At 68.0% G+C, this 19155-nt stretch carries 15 protein-coding genes and 1 riboswitch; of the genes, 5 read left to right on the forward strand and 10 right to left on the reverse strand.

Going from position 1 to position 19155, the window contains the following annotated elements:
- Positions 1–8: 8 nt before the first annotated feature.
- A riboswitch (SAM riboswitch) is annotated at positions 9–124 on the reverse strand.
- A gap of 51 nt (positions 125–175) precedes the next feature.
- On the reverse strand, positions 176–628 hold the full coding sequence (locus tag ACFVMC_RS24835) for a hypothetical protein (RefSeq protein WP_379213952.1): 453 nt from the start codon (positions 626–628) through the stop codon (positions 176–178).
- A gap of 251 nt (positions 629–879) precedes the next feature.
- Between ACFVMC_RS24835 and ACFVMC_RS24840 the strand changes: the two genes are divergently transcribed.
- Together ACFVMC_RS24840 and ACFVMC_RS24845 are read left to right on the forward strand one after the other, a co-directional pair.
- A complete protein-coding gene (locus ACFVMC_RS24840; RefSeq protein ID WP_379213954.1) occupies positions 880–2268 on the forward strand; it encodes an FAD-dependent oxidoreductase in 1389 nt (462 codons plus the stop codon).
- A 51-nt stretch (positions 2269–2319) separates the two neighbouring features.
- Entirely contained in the window at positions 2320–3174 is an 855-nt protein-coding gene (locus ACFVMC_RS24845; RefSeq protein ID WP_379213956.1) for an amidohydrolase family protein, read from the forward strand.
- On the opposite strand, the gene ACFVMC_RS24850 is transcribed toward ACFVMC_RS24845, so the two are convergent.
- The 3 genes from ACFVMC_RS24850 to ACFVMC_RS24860 form a co-directional block, all read right to left on the reverse strand.
- Positions 3171–3653, reverse strand: a complete 483-nt coding sequence (locus ACFVMC_RS24850) for a DUF456 domain-containing protein (RefSeq protein WP_379213957.1) — start codon at positions 3651–3653, stop codon at positions 3171–3173. The two genes, ACFVMC_RS24845 and ACFVMC_RS24850, sit on opposite strands and share 4 nt — an antisense overlap.
- Positions 3654–3736: 83 nt before the next feature.
- Positions 3737–4327 carry a TetR/AcrR family transcriptional regulator gene (locus ACFVMC_RS24855; protein WP_379213959.1) on the reverse strand — a complete coding sequence of 197 codons (591 nt, stop codon included), beginning with the start codon at positions 4325–4327 and terminating at the stop codon, positions 3737–3739.
- Positions 4328–4352: 25 nt separating this feature from the next.
- Positions 4353–5789 carry an alpha-L-fucosidase gene (locus ACFVMC_RS24860; protein ID WP_379213961.1) on the reverse strand — a complete coding sequence of 479 codons (1437 nt, stop codon included), beginning with the start codon at positions 5787–5789 and terminating at the stop codon, positions 4353–4355.
- 144 nt (positions 5790–5933) lie between these two features.
- Between ACFVMC_RS24860 and ACFVMC_RS24865 the strand changes: the two genes are divergently transcribed.
- Positions 5934–7031 carry a CaiB/BaiF CoA transferase family protein gene (locus tag ACFVMC_RS24865; RefSeq protein WP_379213963.1) on the forward strand — a complete coding sequence of 366 codons (1098 nt, stop codon included), beginning with the start codon at positions 5934–5936 and terminating at the stop codon, positions 7029–7031.
- Between the two features lie 222 nt (positions 7032–7253).
- Here the strand turns inward: ACFVMC_RS24865 and ACFVMC_RS24870 are convergent, their stop codons facing one another.
- Positions 7254–8753, reverse strand: coding sequence for a PLP-dependent aminotransferase family protein (locus ACFVMC_RS24870; RefSeq protein ID WP_379213964.1), 1500 nt, complete (start codon positions 8751–8753; stop codon positions 7254–7256).
- 63 nt (positions 8754–8816) lie between these two features.
- On the opposite strand from ACFVMC_RS24870, the gene ACFVMC_RS24875 reads away from it, so the two are divergent.
- Positions 8817–9107, forward strand: a complete 291-nt coding sequence (locus ACFVMC_RS24875; protein ID WP_379213966.1) for a hypothetical protein — start codon at positions 8817–8819, stop codon at positions 9105–9107.
- Positions 9108–9157: 50 nt separating this feature from the next.
- Entirely contained in the window at positions 9158–9718 is a 561-nt protein-coding gene (locus ACFVMC_RS24880; RefSeq protein ID WP_379213968.1) for a methylated-DNA--[protein]-cysteine S-methyltransferase, read from the forward strand.
- A gap of 50 nt (positions 9719–9768) precedes the next feature.
- Here the strand turns inward: ACFVMC_RS24880 and ACFVMC_RS24885 are convergent, their stop codons facing one another.
- The 5 genes from ACFVMC_RS24885 to ACFVMC_RS24905 form a co-directional block, all read right to left on the reverse strand.
- A complete protein-coding gene (locus tag ACFVMC_RS24885) occupies positions 9769–15000 on the reverse strand; it encodes a hypothetical protein (RefSeq protein WP_379213969.1) in 5232 nt (1743 codons plus the stop codon).
- A 2-nt stretch (positions 15001–15002) separates the two neighbouring features.
- Complete coding sequence (locus tag ACFVMC_RS24890; RefSeq protein ID WP_379213971.1) at positions 15003–15479, reverse strand: hypothetical protein; 477 nt, start codon at positions 15477–15479, stop codon at positions 15003–15005.
- A gap of 89 nt (positions 15480–15568) precedes the next feature.
- On the reverse strand, positions 15569–15856 hold the full coding sequence (locus tag ACFVMC_RS24895; protein WP_379213973.1) for a hypothetical protein: 288 nt from the start codon (positions 15854–15856) through the stop codon (positions 15569–15571).
- Between the two features lie 142 nt (positions 15857–15998).
- Positions 15999–18599 carry a LuxR C-terminal-related transcriptional regulator gene (locus ACFVMC_RS24900; RefSeq protein WP_379213975.1) on the reverse strand — a complete coding sequence of 867 codons (2601 nt, stop codon included), beginning with the start codon at positions 18597–18599 and terminating at the stop codon, positions 15999–16001.
- Between the two features lie 66 nt (positions 18600–18665).
- A complete protein-coding gene (locus tag ACFVMC_RS24905) occupies positions 18666–19043 on the reverse strand; it encodes a hypothetical protein (protein ID WP_379213977.1) in 378 nt (125 codons plus the stop codon).
- Positions 19044–19155 lie beyond the last annotated feature (112 nt).

Consider the following 19155-nt stretch of genomic DNA (forward strand, 5'->3'; position numbering starts at 1 on the left):
CTCCTGTGAATCCGCACTTGCCGCATCGGGGTTCGGATGCGTGCCAGGTCGTCACCCGGAGCACCCCACCGCGGAGGAGGGTTGCCGACCAGCGAGCCGGGGCTTGGCGCTGGTGCTCATGACCTGGACTGAGATTGCCTGGGCAGGTGCCGGGCTGTCAAACACCTGATTCGTTTCAGCCGCAGACCAGCCAGTTGCCGTCGGCGCGGACCAGATTCCAGGTCTCGGTGGTCTCCTTGCCGTCGGCCTTGGTGGTGACGGTGGCCTTGGCCCGGTCCCCGTTGACGCTCTGGCCCTCGATCCTGGCGATCTCCACCGACTTTCGGCCGCCGGCGCCGAATTGCGCGGCCAGCGGCGACTTCGCCTCGTCGAATCCGGCGCACGCGGTGCCGGGGGCGGGTACGTCGTCGCTCTGCGCGCGGCCGCCCACGTAGTTGCTGACCGCCGCGGAGATGCGGTCGGCTTCTGTGACATTTTTCTCAGCGGGCGACAGCAGACCGCCGGCGAACACCGCGATCAGCACGATCGCGGCGAGGATGGCGGCGGCGATGAACGGCGTCATGGACCGCTGGTCGGTCTGATCGACGGCGATCGGCTCGTCCTCGGGCTTGGGCTGCTGCTCGGTCATCCGCCCATGATCCCTTATGCCTGGTCGGCGGCACCCGTGCAGTCCACCGCGCGCGACACCGATAGAATCGCGAGACCGCAGTCTCGCGGCCATCACCGTGGCTGCGGGGTGCGGACAGCGACCTGGAAGCCGCGCAGTTACGAGCCAGCAGCACCAGTGTCCGCATCGGCAGGGGCAACCGCAGCGCTGCGTCGACTTAGCCTAGGCTAAATAGGACGCCATTATTTTTCGACCGAAGGTGCGCGTAAGAGATGACCGAACAGAGTGCAGCCACTCGCCCGCTCCGCATCGCGATCGTGGGCGCAGGACCGGCCGGTATCTACGCCGCCGACGCGTTGATGAAATCCGACGCCGAGGTGAGTATCGACCTCTACGAGCGCATGCCCGCGCCGTTCGGTCTGATCCGCTACGGCGTCGCGCCGGACCATCCGCGGATCAAGGGCATCATCACCGCCCTGCACAAGGTGCTCGACAAGGAGCAGGTGCGTCTGCTCGGCAATATCGATTACGGCACCGACATCACCCTCGATGATCTGCGCCGCTTCTACGACGCGGTGATCTTCTCCACCGGCGCCAACGCCGACCGCGCCCTCGACATCCCGGGCATCGACCTGGACGGCTCCTACGGCGCCGCCGACTTCGTCTCCTGGTACGACGGCCACCCGGATGTGCCGCGCGAATGGCCGCTGCACGCGGAGAAGGTCGCGGTGCTCGGCGTCGGCAACGTTGCGCTGGATGTGGCGCGCGTGCTCGCCAAGACCGGCGACGAACTGCTGCCGACCGAGATCCCGCCGAACGTCTACAACGGCCTCAAGGCCAACAAGGCGCTCGAGGTGCACGTCTTCGGGCGGCGCGGCCCGGCGCAGGCCAAGTTCACGCCGCTCGAGCTGCGCGAGCTCGACCACTCGCCGACCATCGAGGTCATCGTCGACCCCGAGGACATCGACTACGACGCCGGCTCCGAGGCCGCGCGCCGGCACTCCAAGCAGGTCGACATGGTCGCCAACACGCTGGAGCAGTGGGCGATCCGCGATCAGGGCAACCGCCCGCACAAGCTGTTCCTGCACTTCTTCGAGTCGCCCGCCGAGGTGCTCGGCGAGGACGGCAAGGTCGTGGGCCTGCGCACCGAGCGCACCCAGCTCGACGGCACCGGCAACGTCAAGGGCTCCGGCGAGTTCCGCGAGTGGGACGTGCAGGCCATCTACCGGGCCGTGGGCTACCTGTCGCAGAACATCACCAACCTGCCCTTCGACGACCAGGCGGGCACCGTGCCGAACGAGGCCGGTCGCGTGCTGGCCGACGAGAACGCCGACGGCGCCGCCCGGTACATGCCCGCCACCTATGTGACCGGCTGGATCAAGCGCGGCCCGGTCGGCCTGATCGGCCACACCAAGGGCGATGCCAACGAGACCGTGGCCTGCCTGCTCGACGACAGCGTGAACTTCACCCCGGCCGAGCAGCCGGAGCTGGACGCGGTCACCGAGTTCCTGGAGGGCAAGGGCATTCCGTTCACCACCTGGCAGGGCTGGTATCGCCTGGACGCGCACGAACGCGCGCTGGGTGAGCCGGAGGGCCGCGAGCGGGTCAAGGTCGTCGAGCGCGAGGACATGCTGCGCGCCAGCGAACCGCACAAGGTCTGAGCCGGCGGTTCCACGGCAGCGAAATCTCTGTAACTGAGGCATTCTGTACAGGTGTTCGATGCCCATGTCCACATCATCGATCCGCGGTTCCCGCTGATCGAGAACGAGGGCTACCTGCCCGACCCGTACACCATCGCCGATTATCGAAAGCGGATGGCGCGCTTCGATATCGGTGGTGGCGCCGTGGTCAGCGCGTCGTTCCAGGGCACCGATCAGACCTGGATGAAGGCGGCGCTGGCCGAGCTCGGCCCGGGCTGGGTGGGGGTGACCACGCTGAACCTGGACGCTTCCGACGAGGAGATCGTCGAACTGGATCGAGTCGGCGTGCGTGCTCTGCGTTTCAATCTCAAGCGCGCCGCCGCCGACATCACCGGCATGACCTTGCAGGCGCTGCGCGCCTATGACCTGGTCGGCTGGCATGTCGAGGTCTATATCGACGGGCAGATGCTGGCCTCGCTGCAACCGGTGATCTCGAAACTGCCCGCGTTGTCGGTGGATCATCTCGGCATGTCCGACGAGAGCCTGCCCTACCTGCTGGATCTGGTGGATCGCGGAGCCCGGGTCAAGGCAACGGGTTTCGGCCGCGTGGCCATGCACGTCCCCGACACCATTCGCCGGATCCACGCGGTCAATCCGCAGGCGCTGATGTTCGGCACCGACCTGCCCGGCACCCGGGCGGGCCGCCCCTTCGAGGACTCCGACGTCGATCTGATCTGCGATGTGGTCGGTACCGACATGTTCGCCGTCCTGGAGGACAACGCCCGCGACTTCTACCGGCTCCCGCCGCGCATGCGCTCGCTCCCGCCGCTGCACCGCGGGGACCCGCCGACCCTTCCGCTGCGCCGCGAGGACCTCCCCCGCCTCGACCCCGACGCGACCTTGCCGCTGCCGGTCATCGAGCCTTAGGCCACGAACACACCCACCAGCCAGACTCCGCTCGCGAGCAGCGCGCCCAGCAATTCGATCAGCATCGACAGCCCAACGCCTTTGAGCGCGTGTTTGGTCGACTGCCACGCCGGTTCACCCTGCCCGAGCCGCTGATGCTCGGACAGATATACCCCGAGCACGAACCCGACGAACAGGCCGACCACCGGGATGACGAAGAACCCGGCGATTCCCAGCACGGCCCCGATGAACAGCGCCCGATTGGAAACCCCCGCCTCCTTCATCTTCCGTCCCGGCCAGGTGTATTTGATAACCCCGGACAGCACCAGGAATACCGCCGCGATCCCGAAGATCACCCAGGCCGTCGCACCACCGGTCAGAAACGCCCACACCCCGATAGCCGCGAAGATGAGGATCACGCCCGGCAGGATCGGCACGATTATCCCTACCAGCCCGATCAGAATCGCGAGGCCCACCAGGACCTCACCCCACACACTCACGCCAACCCCTCCGCTCTCGTTGCCCTACGGCGATTCTCGCTTACCGGTCGGCGCGATGCATTTCGGTGGTACGGAGACGCGGGTCAGGCGGTGGTGGCCAATCGAACGGTGGTGAGTAGTTCGGCGGTGCAGGCGGCGAGGTCGAATTCGGGGTCGGTGGCGGCGCGGCGAATGACGCCGTTGCGCAGGGACAGGATGAAGCCGGCCATCAGGTCGGGGGTGAAGGGGCGGAATTCGCCGCGGCGTTGACCGTCGGCGAGGAGTTCCGTGAGTTTCGCCCGGTCGGAGTCCGCCTGCCGCGCTTGTGATTCGGAGGCGGCGTGTTGCAGATCGAGCATGGCGATCAGGTGGTTGCGATGGGAGGCGATGAAATCGCAGTTGGCGGCGAGGAAGGCGGCGAGGCGGGTGGCGGGGGTGCCCTGGGTGGCGCGGGCGGTGACGAATTCGGTGAAGTCGGCCAGGATAGTGGCCAGCACCTCGGCCATCAGGTTCTGTTTGGTGGCGAAGTGGTATGAGATCAGGCCGGTGCTGCTCAGTCCGGCGGCGGTGGCGATGGCGCTGAACGATGCGCGGGTGTAACCCGATTCCGCGATGGTGTCGATCGCGGCCCGCACGATCTGGGCGCGGCGGGCGCGTTCGATCGCGGTCGGCTCACCTTGCTTTCTTGCTCGCACAAGCGGAAATTAGCACGGGGACTGGTTACAGCCCGGTGATGGCCAGGGCGTACGCATGTGCCTGAGGTGCTGCGTCGCCCGGCAACCGCACCGTGAGATCGCCGTCGCGCTGCTCCCAGCGCAAGCTCGGGCCGCCGACCAGATCGACCGTGGCCGAAGGCGGAACCCGAAGCTCGCGCACCGTGACGTCGCCGCTCGGCTGGTCCGCCAGCACGATGGCGAACACCGTGTCGGCGCGGCGGGTGAACCGGACCTGTACGCCCGCGGTCGTGGTGGTCGCGTTCCGCTCCCAGGTGGTGGTGTCGTAGATCGCCGCGCCATTCCGCGCCAGCCAGGCGCCGAGCGCGCGCAGCGGGGCCACCTGGAGTTCCGGAATCCGGCCCGCCCCATCGGGACCCACATTGAGCAGCAGATTGCCGCCCTTGGCGACCACGTCCGCGAACAGGTGGATCAGCTCGGCGCCGGTCAGCGTATCCGCTTCCGTTTCCTCGGCGTTGTAGCCGAAAGACCGTCCCAGTCCGCGGGTGAGTTCCCACGCGCCGGTCGGCGCGACCTCGGGCGTCGCGTACTCGTGGGTCGCCACGTCGTAGTGGAAGTCCTTGGCGGGCTCGGGAATACCTCGTTTCGCCACCGCCTTCAGCACGATGCCGATGAACCACAGGTACGCGGCCCGGGCGAGCCGGTTGCGGGGCAGCTTCGGCTGCGTCCACCGATCGTTGACGACACCGTCGTCGACCGTGTCGTAGAAGTGGGCCATGATCTCGTGCGGGTCGACCTCGGCGGGCCAGCCCATATCGTTCCACAGGATCGAGGGCCGGTAGGTGTCGATCAGTTCCCGCCACTGCGCGGCCGCGTATCGCGCGTAGTCCGGCCCGAGCGCCTGGTGCCGGATCATGTCGGTCATGGTGCGCAGCGGCTGTTCTCGGCGCGTCCAGTCCATTCCACCGCAGTAGTACAGCCCCATGCGCAGGCCCTGCTCGCGTACCGCCCGGGTCAGGTCGCCGACCAGATCGCGCCGGGAGCGGTACGCGCTGCCCTCGATCTCGGTGGGCCACAACGGATATCCGTCCAGATGACGAGTCACCATCACGACGTACCGCGCGCCGATCTCGGCGAAAAGCCGGGCCCAGTCGGCGAAGTCGAGGGTGTCGGCTCCCGTCTCGAACGCCGAGCGGAAATCGGCGTACGGCCGGTCCCCGTAGCTCGCGGCGTGATGCGCCGCCGTCGGCGAGCCCGGTACCCGCATCGAGTTGAGGTACCACTCGGCGTAGGGGATGCGGTCCGCCGTGGTCGTGCCCGCGGTCAGGTCGCGCATGAACGCCGAGTAGTCGGCGTCGGTGCGTTCGGCGAACGCGGGAACCGAGTACAGCCCCCAGTGCACGAAGATGCCCAGCTTCGCCCGGCGGTACCACTCGGGTAGCGGTCGCGCCGCCAGCGATTTCCGAGCCGACGCATAGGTCACGGCATCTCCTCCCACTTTTGCTTGCTCGAGCAAAAATAGCATCGTCGAGCAAGAATGCGCGCCGAGCAGAGGGTTTGGCGGAGCCGGTCGGGGAGTTATTGTCGTAGTGTCAATACAGCACCCCGGGAAGAACTGAGGTAGGGCGTGAGCACTCCATCCACCGCCAAGCAGGGTCCGCTCGCGGGCATCAAGGTCGTCGAGCTGGCCGGTATCGGCCCGGGGCCGCACGCCGCGCTACTGCTCGCCGATCTCGGCGCCGATGTGGTGCGGGTGCAGCGGCCCAACCTGCTGCCCGGGTTCATGGAGCGCCCGCAGTGGCGCGGCCGCACCATCGTCGAGGCGAATCTGAAGGATCCGGCCGATATCGAGAAGGTGCTCGGACTGGTCGAGAAGGCCGATGTGCTGATCGAAGGCTTCCGGCCGGGCGTCACCGAGCGGATGGGCTTGGGCCCGGACGCGGCGCTGGCGCGCAACCCGCGCCTGGTCTACGGCCGGATGACCGGCTGGGGTCAGGACGGCCCGCTGGCCGACCGCGCCGGCCACGACATCAACTACATCTCGCTCACCGGGGTGCTGAACGCGATCGGCCGCAAGGGCGAGCGCCCGGTGCCACCGCTGAACATGGTCGGCGATTTCGGTGGCGGTTCCATGTTCCTGGTGTTCGGCGTGCTGGCCGCACTGGTGGAGCGGCAGAGCTCCGGCAAGGGCCAGGTCATCGATGCCGCCATGATCGACGGCGCGCTGGCCCTCTCGCACATGATCTGGGGCATGCGCGGCGTGGGTCTGTGGTCCGATGAGCGCGGCACCAACCTGCTCGACACCGGCATGGCGTTCTACGACACCTACGAGACCGCGGATGGCAAGTACATGGCGGTCGGCGCGATCGAGCCGCAGTTCTACGCCGAATTGCTGAAGGGTCTCGAGATCGATCCCGAGGGCCTGCCCGCGCAGATCGACCCGAACGGCCAGGACCAGCTCAAGAAGTTGTTCACCGAGAAGTTCAAGACCAAGACCCGCGACGAGTGGGCCGCGATCTTCGACGGCACCGATGCCTGCACCACCCCGGTGCTCACCCTGACCGAGGCCACCGCGAACGCGCACATCGTGGCCCGCACCGGTCTGGTCGATATCGACGGCGTCGTCCAGCACGCCCCGGCGCCGCGCTTCTCTCGCACCCCGGCGGCCGTCCCCACTCCCCCGCCCAACGAGGCCACCCCGATCGAATCCGTCTGGGCGGATTAGTGATGGGCGAGGAGGACAGGGTGCCACGCACATGACACCCCGCCCGTTATGGGTTACCTAACCCGACTCATTCGAGCCAAGAGGTAAGAAACCCCGGCGGCCGCGGCAGCTCCTGCAAAGAACCACGCTGCCCGGCTTACCGGAACTGTTTTCCGATGCGATAGTTCCCTGCTATGGCATTCGTGCGGGAATTCGTCGAATTGGCTTAGACCACTTCAGATCTCAGAAAACCGTCAGAGGTTGCAGTGGCTCGGCCGCACGGGGGGTCAGCGCCTCGTAAGCCGAGGCCATTGCCTTGACCGCCACTCGCAACTCCGCCTCCGGGTGCGAGAACGGCAGGCGGACGAAGCGTTCGAACGCACCTTGCACGCCGAAACGTGGTCCCGCAGCGAGCAGCACACCGTGATTCGGCGCGGTAGCAGCCAGCGCGGTAGAGACCGGGGCGGGTAGCTGCGCCCATACCGACATACCGCCCGGGCCCGCCTCCACCCGCCAATCCGGCAGATCCTCGGCCAGCGCCGCGAGCAAAGCCGAACGCTGCGAACGCAATTGAGCACAGCGGCGGGCCAGAATGCTGTCCTCGTGCTCCAGCAGGTGGATGGTGGCCAGCTGGTCCATCACCGGGGTGCCCAGGTCGACCGTGGAACGGATCCCGAGCAGCTTCGTGATCAGCGCCGGATTGGTGCGAATCCAGCCCACCCGCAGGCCGCCCCAGAACGACTTCGACGCCGACCCGATGGTGACGATCTCCGAACCCTTGGCGAACGCCGCCACCGGCAGCGGCGCGACATGCGGATCCAGCTGGAGGTCGGCCATCGACTCGTCGACCACGACCGTCATCCGGGTATCGCGGGCGATAGCGGCCAGCTCCGCGCGGCCCGCGTCATCGAGCAGCAGGCCGGTGGGATTGTTGTAGTCGGGCACCAGGTAGGCCACGGTGGCCGCGGTTTGCCGTGCGGCACTGCGGATTCCGTCCAGATCCCAGCCGCGCCCGGGCCCCTCGGGCACCAGCGGCACGGGCACCGGACGGGCGCCGACATCGCGGATCGCCTCGATGGCGTTGGGGTAGGTGGGGTGATCGATCAGCACCCGGGCCGCGGGTGCGGTGAGCACATTCAGCAGCAGCCGCAGGCCGTGCTGCGCGCCCAGCGTGATCAGGATCTGATCCGGTTCGGTGGCCAGGCCGCGCTGGGTGTAGCGCCGGGCCACCGCCTCGCGCAGCGCGATGACGCCGATCGGATCCATGCCGTGCGTGCCGAGATAGGCCGGAATCCCTTGCAGCGCGGTCGCATACGCGTCCTGCATCTCCGGCGGCGCGGACATGGCGGCGTAGGTCAGGTCGATGGTGGCGACCTCGTTCGACATCAGTGCCATGATGCCGCGCACCGGTTTGGTGCCGTCGTGTGGCACCGCGGGCGGCAGCGCCACCGTGCTGCGCGAACCCTGCCGGCTGATCAGGTAGCCGTGCTCGCGCAGCAGCGCGTAGGTGGAGGTGATGGTGGTGCGGCTGACCCCGAGCGTGGTGGCCAGATCGCGCTCGCTGGGCAGGGCGACGCCGAGCGGGGCGCGGCCGTCGTGGATGAGCAGGCGGATCCCCTCCGCCAGGGCCAGATACGCCGGGCGCGCCGAGCGGCGGCCGCCCGCCTCGTCGTCGTCACCCACACTGCGCCAGTTACCCAGATCCCTGGCCAGACTGCCCGCACCGATCACTCTCGTAGCCATACAGTCCAGTATTCACGGATTGGCTCTTTCTTGGCAAGGCCAGTTCGGCGCACGCTGGTTCGCATGAGCACATTCCTGACCTTCCTCACCGTCTTCGCCTTCAGCTACGCGGTCTACCATTTCGCGCCGGCCCGGCGTAAGGAGCTGTTCCGGCTGGAGCGCTTCGTAGGCCCCGGACCACTCTTCGAGTCGACCGCGACCACCGATTACGAAGCGCAACGCCAGTATTCGGACCTGGCCGCGCTGCACAGCCGACACCAGGACGACACCGCCGCGGCGGCCGAGCCGCATCGGGCGCGACCGCTGCGGACGATCAATCCGAGCTGCGGCACCGTCCAGGCCAGTTTTTCGTGACTGGTCTGGTCGGAGACCAGCTGTCGGACCCACCGGGCACACTGACAGCCATGTCCACTCGACTGCCCGCGGCGGCAGCGCTGTTCGAGACCGCCCTCGGCGTCTGCGCCATCGCCTGGGGCGGCGGCCGGGTCATCCGATTCCAGCTACCCGAGTCGAGCCCGGCCGCCACTCGCACCCGCATCACGCGTCGCCGCGCCGCCGACACCGACGCCCTCCCCGAGGCCGAGCCCACCGGCGCCATCGCCGAGGCGGTCGCGGGCGTGCGCGCCCACCTCGACGGCACGCTCGACGACCTGCGCTGGATCCCGGTGGATCTCACCGGCCTGCCGGAATTCCACCGCGCCGTCTACGACGTCACCCGTGCCATCGGGCCCGGCCATACCCTGAGCTATGGGCAGGTCGCCGACCGGATCGGTGCGCCCGGCGCGGCCCAGGCGGTCGGCCAGGCCCTGGGCCGCAATCCGATTCCGCTCATCATCCCCTGCCACCGCGTACTCGCCGCCGATCATGCCCTGCACGGCTTCTCGGCGCCCGGCGGGCTGGTCACCAAGCAGCGCCTGCTGGAGATCGAACGTACCCCCGGCTTCGGCGAACCCACCCTGTTCTGAGGGCAACGGGGCGACGAGGTGGCGGTCTGCTCCCTGCCGCGCCGGGAATGTCAGTTGCCTGTCCGCCGGTCGTCGGTCAGGGCGATTCCCTCCGGAAGCCGATACCCGAGCGCTGTCAGGCGCCGGGCTACCTCGCCGACCGATTTCGAGGTGTGACGCGCGGCGTCGAGCAGATGGGTTGCCGGGACCGGCTTGTCCGGATTCAGCCAGAGATCTCGCAGCGGCGACCAGATGATCGTCCGGTCGAATTCGATGCTCTCCTCGGCGAAATCACCGTGCGACCAGTCGCGGGTCCAAGCAATCGACGCGCCCGGGGCGTAGCCGAGCGCGGCCAATCTCGCTGCGACGGCTTCGGTCGATTGCCGGGTCGTCACCGCTGCGGCCCGAATATGGCCGGGTGTCAGCGCGCCCACATCTATCGGACTGCCGGATCGATTCAGTTCATACCGGAGCAGTACGCGATCGGTGGCCGCCAACTCCGGCCAGCGGCTCTGGCTGAATCGGACACCCGCGCGCTCCAGCAGATCGGCTATTTCGCGAGGCTGCTGGTTCAGCCGCATCGCGGCGAATACGATGTCCGCCAGGGCGATCGGCTTGGTGACCGCATGCAAGTCGGCTGCGATGAGGTCGTGCAGGTTGCGAGCGTCGGCCGGTCGGCCGAGTTTCTTCCACCGCAGGTCCGGGATCTGGAACCCCATGCGGCGCAGGCTGTTCGCGATATCACGCGGTGACCGGTCATGTGTCTGCGCGCAGATCGCGATCGTTTCGAGTCGCACCAGATCCGTCCCGCCCCAGGGGTGCGACTGGCCCAGCGTATCCAGCGTCTGGTGGTCCGCCTGGTCCAAGGACGGCCAGCCGGACCGGGGCACCCGAACGCGATAGCCCAATCCGGTCAGTATCTCGGTTGTTTCCGCGCAGCTCCGACTGATGTCGTGTGCGATCATGGCGATCATATGTGGGACAAAAGTGTCCGCGTCCGACGGTGTTCGGCGGCGCCACGGAGGACTGTGGTCGTAGTCCAGGCTGAGGATCCGATTCGTGACCCGAGGATCGGACCAGGGAGATTCCTCGATGTCGTAGCCCAGCATGGTGAGGCGCGCCGCGACATCCGCTGGACGCCGATTGTTGGTGTCTGCAAGGGCGAGGATCTGCCCGGCGGGCACGGGGGCGGAGTCGAGCTGGAGCCATCGCGCGTTGCGGTCATAGGACCGGCAGTCCAGGAGCGCGGTGTCGGCGGGGCACGTCCGCTCCCACGGCACCCGGTCGACCGCGAACCCGAGCACGCCGAGGTGCCCGGCGACAGCCTCGGGCGTCGAACCGATCTTCGCCGCGGCGGCCAGAACGTGGCCGGCCGGGACGATTCGACGAAGGCTCAGCCATGGCGCCTGTGCATCGAGATCGGCGCTCAGCACAACCGGATCCGCCGACCAGGCATGCTCCCACGGCACCTGCTCGATCTGGTATCCGGCCTGCGTCAAATACTGTGCGGCGGAGAGTATCTGCTCCCGGGGATCAGAAGTATTCAGCTGTGCCGCGTGTGCCTGCGCGATCGAGATCATCTGTCCTGGCCGAATGGCTTTGCTGGGCCGCAGCGGAGCGAGTTCGACATCGCCCAGTTCGAACAGCATCGTCCACCCGAACTTCTGCGCGATCACATCGAAGGCGGCCCAGCGGCGATTCTTGATCCGGAATCCGAGAGCGTCCAATCGATGGACCAGCTCCACGGCGCTGCAGCCGGTTCCCGAAGCTGCGGCGATGATATGGCGGGTCGAGACCTTGCGTTTGATCGACAGCCAGGGGGCAACCACATCCAGGTCTTTACTGAGAACCCTCAGGAGCTTTCGCATCTCGGACCGAGGGGAATCGTCGAGGACCTCATAGTTCGCGGGCACGACATCGATACCCAGCCGGGCGAGCCTGGCGACGACGTAGGATGGCGGATAGTGCGATTTCAGCGCGATCTTCAGGACCTTGTGGACCCGAACCGGCTTCCCGGTTCGCACCGATTGAACGATCAGCCGGTCGGTGGGTACCGCGCGTTCGGCTACTCGATCGCCCGTCCAGCACAGACCGTCGATGAGGCCCGCGGCGATCCACGAGCTGAACCGCCAGGCCAGTGCTCGATCGCCCAGCGCTGTGGTCCCCGGGCCCAGTACCTTTTTTCCCTGTGCATCCTTGGGTATGGCCGAGGGCACGTTCGAGAAATGTGCAAGATAGCTGTCCCCGGGAAAACAGCCGATCCTGGAGACGGGTATCTCCCGCCCGGCGATCCGCCAGTAGACCTCGCCGTCCGCATCGCGGACCTGGACGCCGATCTCATCGGCCAGCTCCGGGTTCTTCCGCGCGAGCTGGTAGAGCCAGTCCAGGCTGTTGTCGCCCAGGCCGCTTCGGGTCAGCGTCGGCACGGCGCCCTGGAGTAGCGCGCGAACGGTGCGCTCGTCGACGGAACGCATCTCCATCGAGCGCCGGTCTACGGTCAGCGGTGGAACGTCGCGGCCGGTCAGATTGACGACCGCGCCGAAAAGCGGCCTGCCGGTCCACAATCCGTCGGCGAGGATCGCGCCGCGGGCGTGGCACCACCACACCCGATCCGATCCGTGGACGCGATCGACGGCATCCTCCGGCTCGGCTTTCGGGTCGAGGACGTCCTTGACTCCCAGGTATGCGGTGTCCGCGAGTATGCCGGGTTGCCATCGGCAGGACTCGCTGCCGTCTTCGGCGGTGACGTCGAACTCCGAAACCCACAGGACGCGGCGCAGCAGATCGGTGCACCGCACGTCCTCGCGATCCCGCCGGAGTTTCAGCCGGACGGTGGTGCCGGGGCCGCCGGAATAGTAGGGAATGCGCCGGATCTGGACCAGCGAATCCGGCCCGCTGATGATCACCTCCAGACCGGATCCGAACGTGCCGTCGGCATGCATTCGGCACGTGTACAGGGTGATCTCGTCGGCCAGCATGAAATAGCTCAGGACGCCGATGCCGAATCTGCTGTTCGGGTAGAAGTCGATCCCGCTCTTGGACCACTCGTACATTTCCTCGAAATAGCCGGGCAGATCGGTGAACCGGCGCCCGGCCTGGGCGAAGGAATTGACGAGCTGGTCGTAGCCCATACCGACCCCGTTGTCGCGACAGGTCAGATAGATTCGGCCGTCCGAGTCGTCGCGCTGCTGCCGGAAATCGATCTCGCCGCGATACTTCTCGCCGTCCTGGATCGGCGGAATCGCGTGCTTTCGGGAGCGTTCCCGGAGATACCGCAACCGCCGGTCGCGGAAGCGGCACGCGTCGAGCGAGTTCTGGTACAGCTCCCGGATGGCCAAGGCCGGGTCGCCGTAGAGCTGCGTGCCCATCAGCAACTCGCGGACGCGATCGTCGGAAACCCGGAACTTGAAGTAGCTGAGATCGCTGTCCGCCGCCGGATCCGGTGCCTTGTCGGAGAACTGGACCGACACGGTCGGCGGGAGCACCAGCAGCGGCGCCAGCGGACTTCCGCTGCCGGCCGCGGATTCACGGCAGCCCCGCAACAGGATTGCCAGCTCCTCGGCCTGGTCGCGGAGGGCTTGGCTCAGCGCCGGATGCCTGGCTCGCACCGCGAGCGCCGGAACATCCTGCTCCCACCGCCATGCGCTTTCGCGCGCGCATTTCGGGATATCTTCCAGCCCAACAGGATTGGGGATGCCCAAATGGTCGGCGACGGTTTCCGGGAATTTGGCCGGATCCAGCGCCAGCCGATGCGCGACTACCAGGACGATGCTCAGCAGGCGCAGCCGGACCTGCTCCTCATCGCCGTCGACCAGCGGATACCAGTTCGGCTGCGGATGCTGTTCTCGAACCGACCACGGCACCTTCTGGGCGCTTTCACGGTGCAGCCGAATGACTTTGGCGATCTGCTCGGCGAATTCCGCGGGGTCGATTCCCAGCTGGGCCGTCCCGGATTCCAGCCGCAGGGCGACGGCCACATAGCCGGGTTCGTAGATGAACAGATTCAGGTTCAACCACTGATGCAGGATCCACCATCGAATCGCCGCCGCCTCGTCCGCGCGGTCGGGTGCGCCCTCCCAGGCGCGGCGAAACAGGCGCGGGTAGCTCTCGGCCGCGAACAAATGGAGACTGCGCACAGTGTTGTCGGTGCCCGCAGGTGCCTGGATGAGATAGGAGAATTCGGCGATCCCGTGCAGCCGAAAGACCTGCAGGACAATCGGGAATGTCGCCACCACCGCGGCCTCGAGCCAGGTCGGCCGGTGCTCGCTCGTACCGGCGGCGAAGACGCGATCGGTCAGCCCGCCACTGATCCGGCTGACCCGCTCGGGCAATTCCGAATCCAGCCACGGGTCCGCGCCGCCCCGGTGACCGCCGAGTTTGAGCACATGGTCGACCGCGGTCCGCACCAGGTGCGCCGTGAATTGGGCGGCGCGCTCGCCGCCCCGCGCGGATTCTGCCGGGTCGAGCAGCTGCCAGACCGGGTGCTCGCGCACGAGTCGCTGCCACCGCTCGGTCAGATTCGCCCGCACGCTGTTCCGCTGCGCCTCGGGGTCGGCGGATCGGCCGAGAACCTGCCACGGCATCGCGGGAAGCAGATCGGCGGCGAAGTCCCGGGTGCGGAAGGTGAGGATGAACCGCACGTTCTCCGGAACCCGATTCGGTTCCGGTAGCAGTGAGCCGATCTCCCGGGCGGTCAGCGCCTGGTCCAGACCGTCCACGACGACCACCAGGTTCCGCTTGCGCTGCTTCGCGTGCAGCGCCGCTTCGGGCAGTTGCAGTGCCCAGGGGGCGGGCATCGACTTCGCGGTGTCGAGCCGCGCCGGCCTACCCACGTATTCGGCGAGTTGATCGGCTAGGACGGTAAGGAATTCGGTGCCGTCGGGGCGCTCGGCCAGGGTGGCGAAATAGGCCACGACATCCACGGCGCGCGGGGGATGGATGACGAACTCGGCCAGCAGCGCGGTCTTGCCGACCCCCGCCGCGCCGCTCCAGCACATGTACCGTTCGGTCCCGGTGCTGAATTCGGTCAACTGCTGGAGTTCTCCATCCCGGCCGCGGAGTCCGCAGGCCGGGATCAGATTGTGGAACAACTCCCGGTAGCCGGAGCTCCGGCCGGGCGGCGCGCCGTAGATGAGCGTGGCGCCCTTGCGCACGACGACCTTCGGCTTCGGTGCTTGCACTTGGAAGTACTGATCGCCCTCAGCGTGATACCCACCGTGGTGATCGAGATCGCCTCCGACGTAGGTGTGCTCGTAGCGGGCAGGCGCGAACGGCGACGCCGGGGGCCGTGCGCCGTCGTCCACGCCTACCGAGGGTGGGGCGGCTCCTGCGCCGCGACGATATCGGTGACCGTGACTTTTCCGCCGACCTCGACGTGCTCGGCGATGAACCCACTCGTCCCGGGACCGGTCGCTGTGACACCGCTGATGTCGAGTTCGGCGGCGGTGAACCACGCCAGCTTCACCCCGACGACCTCGACCGCGGCCGGTGAAACCGCCCGCAGCACGCGCACCAGTTCCCGCGCCGCCGTCACGTATTCCGGATCATTCTGCGCACCCGCGGCGATGAGTTCCTCGACGAGGACCGCCCGCCGGGACTCGAGTTGCGGCCGTGCCTCGACCACCTCGACATCGACCGAGGCATGGTTGCGGGAGAGCACGGTCTTCAACGCCTGATACGCGTCGGCGACGGCCTTCTGTGCGGTCTCGGTCAAGCCTGCCGCCGCGCCCGCCCCCACTGCCGAGGCAGCGGCAACCGCCGCCGCAACGATACTCGGATCCACTCCGGCCACCCTCCCACTCGAACCGATACCCGCTGACCTCAAAGGTAGCCGAAATCACCTGCACCGCAGCGGTTCCAGAAGATCAGGGTTCAGTTCAGCGGATGCTGCCGGTAGAACTCGCACACCTCACCGGTGAGCTGCCCGTCCATACAGGCGAAATAGGTCTGGATGCAGCTGTTGGTGTCACAGCCGAGTTCCATCAGCTGCTTGTGGATCCGGATATTGCGCTCCTGCTCGGGGCTGAGCGTCGTCTGCTTGACGGCGGAGGTCTGCGGCGCTGTACTCGGCCGGCCCGGGACCGGCTCCGAACCGCATCCGACCAGCAGCCCTAGCGCCACCACCGCCATACCGGCCCGAACCGGCCACTTCGAATCCATCCCCAACCTTCCACACCTCGGGTGCACCGACGGTAACGCACCGCGCGACCGGCCGCAGACCTACCCCGGTAGCTGTTGCGAGAAAGTTGCTAACAGTCGGACTGTGCAATAAACACACGAAAATCGATAGCCGAGCAATCGCTCAGTCCGGGGATTCTCCCCGGATCAACGCGCCGAGCGACTCGCGATCGGTCACATCCATCTTGCTGCAGGCCCGGTAGAGATGCCCCTCGACGGTGCGCACCGACACGGTCAGCCGATCGGCGATCTGCCGGTTGGACAGCCCCGCCGCCACCAGATTCGCGATCTCACGCTCCCGCACGGTCAGCGGCAGTGGTTGCGCGGCCTGCCGCAGCGACGGCGTGCTGGCACCGCCGCAGGCCGCCGCCAGCCGGTTCGCGGTCGCGGCGGACTCGTGCAGGCGGCGACGGTCACCCGCGCGATCGTGCGCCAGCGCCGCCTGGGCGGACGCGTCGGCGGCCGACAGCAGCGCGCCGAGCTCCTCGAATTCGGCTGCGGCGACATCCAATCCGGCGCCGTCGTGCGCGGCGAGCGCCACCGCGTGCCGGGACTGCACCTGCACCAGCCGCCCGTCCACGCGCGCGGCGAGGTCGGCGAGCCGCCCGGCCACCGACTGCTCGCCGAAACGAGCGGCCGCGTGCAGCGCCAGCGCCTCGATGGCGTGCTGCTGCGAGCGGGCCGCGGCGTCGGCGGCGCCGAGCGCCAGCCGGATCGCCGGGGTGACCGCGCCCTCGGCGGCGGCCAGGCAGGCCCGCGCGATCTCCAACTGCGGTTCGTAGACGGCGCTGTGCCGTCCGCCGCGCCGCACGCCCTCGTCGATCGTCTCGGCGGCCTCGGCGGTGCGGCCCAGCGCCGAATACGCCTCGGCCAGACGGATTCGCGCGGGCAGCATCCACGCGGCCGCGCCCTCGGCGGCCAGCGCGGCCAGCGCCTGCTCCAGGTGCTCGATCCCGTCCGGGAAGCGGCCCTGCGCCACATCGGCAGTGCCCTGCAGGATCTTCGACATGCCCCAGGCCAGATACTGGCCGGGGGCCGAATAGCCGAAATAGGCCGCGGCACAACGCCGGGCGGCCTCGAACTCACCGGTGAAGGTCAGCGCGAGCACTTCGGCGTGGGTCGACATGAACCGGTTCAGGCCGTCGATCTCGCCTTCCACCTGATGCCCGCGGGCCACGTATTGCCGGGCCGCCTCGCTCTTGCCCATCAGCGCCAGCGCCAGCCCGCCGCCGAACGCGGCCCACCACACCGCCCAGGCCGGAGCCTGCCGCGCCGACATGACGCCGTCCGCCTCGGTGATCGCGTCGCCGATCCGGTTCTCGTTCACCGCGACCGCCGACGACAGCCCCGCCAGGGTGACCTGGCAGCCCGGATGCGTCACCTTGCCGCGCACCAGCGCCAGCACCTCGTCGGCCCGATCGGCATCGCCCATGGCCCACAACAGATTCGACACCCGGGTGCTGCCCCAGCGGACCAGCTGTATCTCGTTCAGCTCATCCGGATCGAAGCTGGCCAGCGTGCGCTCGGCCTCGATCGGATGTCCCTGCCACAGCAGGGCCCGGGCCAGCAGGTCGGCGGCTTCCACGCCGCCGCGGCGCTCCACCGCGGCGCGCGCGAAACGCTCACCCAGCGGCAGGTTGGCCAGCGCGATGGCATCGGCCGCGGCGGCCTCGAACAATTCCAGATCGGCGGATTTGTCACTGTCCAAAGCCAATTCGGCCAGCCGGATCCGATCCGCGGCGGAATTGATCCGCCGTTCCTTGAGTGCGGAGTACAACCGCCCCCGTAATCGGCGCGCCGAGGCGATACCGAGCCGCCGCCGGATGACCTCACCGAACAGCGGATGGTTGTAGCGCACGATCAGCTGGTGCCCGTTCTCGACAACCCGGATGACACCGCGGGTTTCGGCCGCCTCCACCGCCTCCTCGCCGGCGATCTCGGCGAGTACGTCCAGATCGATCGGCTCGCAGAAGGTGAGCAGCTCGAGTACCCGCAGCACCTCCTCGGGCAGCTGCTCGACCCGGTCCTCGAGCAGCGCGGCCAGCTCGGAGGTGACCGCAGCGCGACCGCGCAGCTGCCAGACCCCGTTCACCTGGCGCAGCGTGCCCGCCTCCAGCGCGCCCTCCACCAAATGCCGTAGGAACAAAGCGTTTCCGCCCGAGGACTCCCACATCAGATTGGCGGTGAAGCCCTCGAGCTGTCCGCCCAGCATGGACTCCACCAGATCGACGCTCTGCCGCTGGGTGAACGGGTTCAGGTCGATACGCAGCAGGTGACCGTCTTTCCAGAGCGAGGTCACCGCGTCGGGCACCGGCACGCCGCTGCGCACGGTCGCGACGATGTGCGCGGCCTTGTCGATGGCCAGCTGGAGCAGCAGCGTGGCCGAAAGCTGGTCCAGCAGATGGGCATCGTCGACACCGATGATGGTGTGCCCGTCGGCGAGCAGGGCCTCGCGCGCGGCGGACATGAACGTCACCGGGTCGTGCGCGGTGTACACACCCACCATGTGGGCGAAGACGCCCAGCGGGATGCTGCGGGCCGATTCGGTCCCCGCGACCCAGCGAATGTTCCCGCCGACGGCCGCTGTGGCCTGCCTGGCCAGCGTCGTCTTGCCCACCCCGGCATCGCCGGTAAGCACGGTTCCGACATATGTGGTGCCGGTGAGCGCGGACCGGATCGCCTCGAACTCGGTCTCGCGCTCGATCATCGGCCAATTCCGAGCCATGTACTAACTGTAGTTCTTTACAAGAACATGATCGAACCCAACCACGAACTCGCGTGAGCGCCAGCCCTACTCGCCGTCGGGACGCGGCTTGCCGCCGTTGAGCGCCTGGTTGACCGTGTCGACCAGCTCGGCGGGTACCTCGGTGGGTACCGGCACTATCACGTCACCGAACAGGACGGCGTGCGGCTTCGGCTCGGGTTCCGGCTCGGGTTTGGGGGTGGCGCGCGGCGCGCGCGGCGCTACGGCCTGCGGGTTCGCCTCCTTGAGCTCCGCCGGCGCCTCCGCCTCGGGCGCTTCGGGCGCGGGCGCCTCCCGCGGCGCCTGCGTGGTGATCCCGGGCTGGGCCGGCTGCGCCAGCGCCACACCCGCCACGCCGCCCGCGAGCGCAATCGAAGCCGCGCCTACCGCGACTCGAAAAGCCCCCCGCGACAACCCATTCCGCATCTTCCGGTACCGAGCCGACACGTCGACAAACACCATCCTCAGGAAAACCGCTCAGCGCACACCGATTCCGACCATGTGCTCGCCACATGCTAACCGGGAACCGGGCCCGCCG

This window comes from Nocardia sp. NPDC127579 (assembly GCF_042672005.1).
Taxonomy (GTDB): Bacteria; Actinomycetota; Actinomycetes; order Mycobacteriales; family Mycobacteriaceae; genus Nocardia.